Below are 4271 nucleotides of genomic sequence, written 5' to 3'. Positions count from 1 at the left end.
ATAAGTAAAAATAATAATATAATAATAAGATTAACTTTTGATTTATTTAATAAAAAATCAATGATTTAATTTTTATATGCTTCTAGTATAGGTGTGTGTTTAGCGAAACAATATTTACCGAATCTTGGTTTAATGGTTCATTAAATTCATTTATAAAGAGGGGGATGCGAAAATCATGAAAACAATGATTGCACTTTCAGAAATTGAGCAAATTTATAATTTTATTTTAGAAATGCCAGGGTTAGAGCGAAAATCTAATTATGAAAAAATACTGACTTTTTTCTCTATTTTTCAAGATCGTTCAGATCGATTTTTAGATTTGCGAGACCGAAGTAAAGTAAGATTTATGCTTAATGGAGTGGCCCGTATTGTGCATATGGATTACTTACCGAACTTTCAAAACAAAAAGGAGCTTTTGCCTTGGCTGGAGAAGGTGATTAATCATCATTAGATGATTTAAAGTGTCTATCTATTTTAAGCATTACAGATTTTGATTGACGCTTAAAATAGGCAGGTAAAAAAAAGAGGCATAGGCCTCTTTTTTATTGCTTAAAACTTAATTTCTATCGCAATGCCGGATTTTAGTTTTATCGTCATACTGGTAATGAATTTTATTGGGGCAGGATTTGAAAGCGATATTGAGCTGCTGTTTTGCTGGCGTAAAGCAATTTTAAGATATTGGATTTAGAGTAAAAGTTACCATTCAAATCATCACTTTAATATTTTCATATTTTCTATCGCTGTATTTTGAATATCGGAAAGCGGTCATCAGTATTCAAAAAGATGACCACTGTTGGATTATAAAGAATTTAGCTTTTGTGAGCCAATCCAGTGTTTAGAGAATTGATACGCAGCACGGCCAGAACGCTGACCGCGTGCCTGACACCATCTGAGCGCTTCAGCGCGGGCGTCGGCTGTAAGTTCCATATGCGCTTGGGCAATATAGTGCTCTGCAATTTCTAAATATAAATTTTGATCCATTGGATAGAACGACAGCCATAGGCCAAAACGGTCAGATAAAGATATTTTCTCTTCAATGGCTTCTTGAGGATGTAATTCATGATGCTGCGGTACATCTGCTTTTAATACAGGTGTGTTTTCATGCATGAACTCTGGCAGCAGATGGCGGCGGTTACTGGTTGCATAGATAATAAAATTACTGGAACCTGACTGCAGTGATCCATCCAGCACACTTTTTAAGCTGCGGTAGTTTTCATCTTCAGCATTAAAAGCAAGATCATCGCAGTACACGATAAATTTTTCAGGACGGCCATCAATCAACTGCTGAATTTCAGGTAAGTCAGACAAGTCATCACGTTCAATTTCAATTAAACGCAGGCCTTGGTTTTCGTATTCAGTGAGCAGAGCACGGACAATAGATGACTTTCCTGTACCGCGTGAACCTGTCAGCAGCACATCATTTGCAGGCAGGCCTTTTAAGAATTGTAAAGTATTTTGGATGACTTTTTCTTTTTGGCGCTCAATGCCTTTTAAGTCCGCTAAATATATCTTTTTAGGCTGGTGAATTGGCTTAAGCTGTTTATCTTGCCATTTATAAGCAGCAGATGAAAAGTCAGGCGCTTGTTTGAGTTCTGGCAGCGCCTGCTGCAGCTGTTGCAGTACATTGGATAAAGAATTTAAAATATTCTGTGGTAAATCAATTATTGCCATGGTTTTGTCAGCTTATGATGTAACTGCGAATAGCGGCAATTTTACATCAACTTGGGAGAAGAAGCCCTGTAAAATTGCCGTATCTGACCATGTTTTAGTGCTTGAATTGTGCTCTAAACTTTGCAACAGTGAGAGCAGGACAAAATGAAATGAAAAATAATGCAAGCTAAGAGGGATTGATATGCTGTTTAAAGATTTTGCTAGTGATATCAACCCGCATCAGGCTTACCGTATTAAGCGGTTAAAGCGTAAATTGGAATCTGCTGAAACGTACCAAGAATGGAAAAGCATCGCGCTGAAAATAGATGAAGAATCTGGTGCGCAAGAGTGGAAGCTGGATAACTGCTCACCTTATTTCGATGCTGAAATTATCAGTCATCGCTTAAGCATGCTGAAGCGTTACAGAGTGCAAAAGCGTACTCGAGATTTGATGTATATTTTACGTGAAGGTTTAAGCTATGACATAGCAAATATTGCACATCCGCTGTTATTTACGGTGGCTTATGTGGGCACTAAAAAAATTATTGAAGACTATATAGAGGAAGTCAGTCAAAGCTTGGCCTTTATTGCATCAGAAGAATGTACCTGTTTGAACGCAAAAGAGAAAATCAGTTTTTTTGAACAATGCAAATTGGCATTTGGCCAGCCAGCGCTCATGTTTTCAGGCGGCTCGACTTTAGGTTTGTTTCATACTGGCGTGTGTAAGGCGCTGATGGAGCAGGATCTAATGCCGAATGTGCTGTCCGGCTCCAGTGCAGGCGCAATTATGACGGCTATGTTAGGTGTGTCTAAGCCGTCTGAATTTTCTCAAATTTTAAAGGGGCAGAACTTCTATAGTGAAGCTTTTCATTTTCGTAAACTGACAGACTTAATCAAAGGCAATGGCGGTTTGGCGGATGTGAAATATCTGAAAAATTTCTTAGTTGAAAATTTAGGTAATATGACCTTTGCAGAGGCGCTGCAGACATCTGGCTTGAATATTAATATTGCTGTTGCGCCTTATGAGGCTTCGCAAGACGCACGAATTATGAATGCGCATACATCACCGGACTTATTGGTTTGGAGTGCAGTTTTGGCATCTTGTGCAGTGCCTGTGTTGTTTCCGCCAGTACGTTTAACCAGTAAACGCTATGATGGTGAGTATACGCCTTATATGGCATCAACCCGTTGGGTCGATGGCAGTGTGCGCAGTGATTTTCCGCAAGAAAAAATGTCGCGTTTGTACAATATTAATTACAGTATTGCCAGTCAGGTGAATCCGCATGTTGTGCCGTTTATGCAGGATGATATTTCCCGCTACCGTAAGGACATGCTGAGCTGGCCTGAGCGAATTGTGCGCCGTCAGGGTAAAGTTATTGCGAAAGGCGTGATGGATTTTGCCCGTGAACGGGTTGGACTGGTGCCGCCAGTACGCCGTTTGCTTGACCATGGTTATGGCGTGGTCGATCAGCGTTATTATGGTGATGTGAATATTGTGGGCAAATACAGCTTGCGTCACTATAGCTATATGCTGCAGAACCCGCGTCCTTATTTGTTTAAAATATTGCAAAAAGAAGGTGAGCGGGCAACGTGGCCTAAAATTTCCCTTATTGAAACGCATGCGCGTGTAGGTAAAACAATTCAGCATTGCTTAGAGCTATTGAAATATCAGCATGTCCCAGACCAGAACAGAAAAGAGTTTATTGCCACTTGATGCGGCTGACTTGCAGTTATTTAAATATCAGTTAAAAACAAAAGCGCAAAGCCTGTCTTTTGGCAGGCGTTTATATCAGTGCAATGCTGCAGAAGATGTGGCGGATGAGAAACAGTTTTGGCTCAAGGCTCAGCTGACCAATAGTTCTGGCTTTTCATCAGAAGGTTTTCTGCAAGAGCTGCGGTGCTATCGCATTATGCACGCGCAGCAGATGCAGATTATGCTGCCATTTCAAATCATCTCAAATTTACATATTCAGCAGGGCAGTGAGCATCTAAATTTCACAGAGGTCTTACTGCTGCCGCATGCGCCTGCATTTTTTCAGCAAGATCCGCTGCTGCTGACTTTGCCGCAAGTTAAACATTGGCTTTGGCAGGCTATAGATGCTTTAGATCAGCTGGAACAGGCTGGCTGGATGCATGGTGATATTAAGACAGAACACTTTGTAATGTATGAAGGGCAGTTGAAAATCCTTGATTTTGAGCAAGCTAGACAAATTATAGCGCCTGCTCATGTCATGAATGCGACACCGCGCTATATGGCGCCAGAGTTATTTCAGGGGCAGCCTAAAGATATTGCGTCTGAAATTTATGCCTTAGGTATCGTATTTTATGAATGGTTAAGCGGACAGCGCTTAAAGGCCAGCAGCTATCAGGATTGGGCTGTGCTGCATTGCCAGCAGCTGAAGATTGAACTGCCTGCCGTATTTAACGCATTTTTACCGTTGCTGCTAGGGATGCTGGCAAAGCATAAAACTGCCCGCATGCAAAGTTTTTTGGCATTGAAACGATGCTTAATTACTGAAATTGCATAAGAAAAAACCAGTTTAATACATATTGTTTTTTATTTAATCAAACGTGCGGTTTTTTTATAAAAAGCGCTTGTCATGATGAAATGATCTCTATAG

General features: G+C 40.3%; 4 protein-coding genes. 3 read left to right on the top strand and 1 reads right to left on the bottom strand.

Annotated elements, in window-relative coordinates:
• The first annotated feature begins 175 nt into the window (after nucleotides 1-175).
• A complete protein-coding gene (locus tag D7V32_RS16750) occupies nucleotides 176-451 on the top strand; it encodes a hypothetical protein (protein WP_120403906.1) in 276 nt (91 codons plus the stop codon).
• Between the two features lie 347 nt (nucleotides 452-798).
• On the opposite strand, the gene D7V32_RS16745 is transcribed toward D7V32_RS16750, so the two are convergent.
• Nucleotides 799-1671 carry an ATP-binding protein gene (locus tag D7V32_RS16745; protein ID WP_120403905.1) on the bottom strand — a complete coding sequence of 291 codons (873 nt, stop codon included), beginning with the start codon at nucleotides 1669-1671 and terminating at the stop codon, nucleotides 799-801.
• 181 nt (nucleotides 1672-1852) lie between these two features.
• Between D7V32_RS16745 and D7V32_RS16740 the strand changes: the two genes are divergently transcribed.
• Both D7V32_RS16740 and D7V32_RS16735 read left to right on the top strand, forming a co-directional pair.
• Nucleotides 1853-3364, top strand: a complete 1512-nt coding sequence (locus D7V32_RS16740) for a DUF3336 domain-containing protein (RefSeq protein WP_120403904.1) — start codon at nucleotides 1853-1855, stop codon at nucleotides 3362-3364.
• The gene (locus D7V32_RS16735; RefSeq protein WP_120403903.1) at nucleotides 3324-4178 is read left to right on the top strand and encodes a serine/threonine-protein kinase; all 855 of its coding nucleotides are present in this window, start codon (nucleotides 3324-3326) and stop codon (nucleotides 4176-4178) included. The genes D7V32_RS16740 and D7V32_RS16735 overlap by 41 nt, the downstream gene beginning before the upstream one ends.
• Nucleotides 4179-4271: the final 93 nt, after the last annotated feature.

Source organism: Acinetobacter tianfuensis (genome assembly GCF_003611465.1).
Taxonomy (GTDB): Bacteria; Pseudomonadota; Gammaproteobacteria; order Pseudomonadales; family Moraxellaceae; genus Acinetobacter; species Acinetobacter tianfuensis.
Note: the sequence above shows the minus strand (reverse complement) of the source record. Positions and strands in the feature narration are given on the sequence as shown.